Consider the following 402-nt stretch of genomic DNA (forward strand, 5'->3'; position numbering starts at 1 on the left):
CACTCTCGACACCACTACCGTCACCGTGACGGCAGATCCGGCTAAAGAAGGCGACGCGAACGTCACCTTCAACTTCCAACTGAGCAACCCACCGCAGACTGGCAGCGCTACTACGCTCACCGTGAACGTCGGTGGTACTGAGTACCAGGTCAACGTCGACGCCAGCGGTAAAGGCACGCTGCAAGTGCCGAATACCAACGTCGATGACGTCTACAAAGACGAGAGCACCGTTACCGCGACCGTCACCAAGGTCGAGGGTGGTAACTTCGAGAACGTTAGCCTGGATGGCGCTACAGCCACTGCAACCGTTGCTGACACTCTCGACACCACCACCGTCACCGTAACAGCAGACCCAGCGAAAGAGGGCGACGCTAACGTCACCTTCAACTTCCAGCTGAGCAA

The 402-nt window shown here is 58.0% G+C and carries 1 protein-coding gene; it reads left to right on the top strand.

Annotated elements, in window-relative coordinates:
• On the top strand, nucleotides 1-402 hold a 402-nt coding region (locus FEM01_RS24280; protein ID WP_171031025.1), incomplete at both ends, for an immunoglobulin-like domain-containing protein.

This window comes from Pseudomonas mosselii (assembly GCF_005796105.1).
Lineage (GTDB): Bacteria > Pseudomonadota > Gammaproteobacteria > Pseudomonadales > Pseudomonadaceae > Aquipseudomonas > Aquipseudomonas mosselii_C.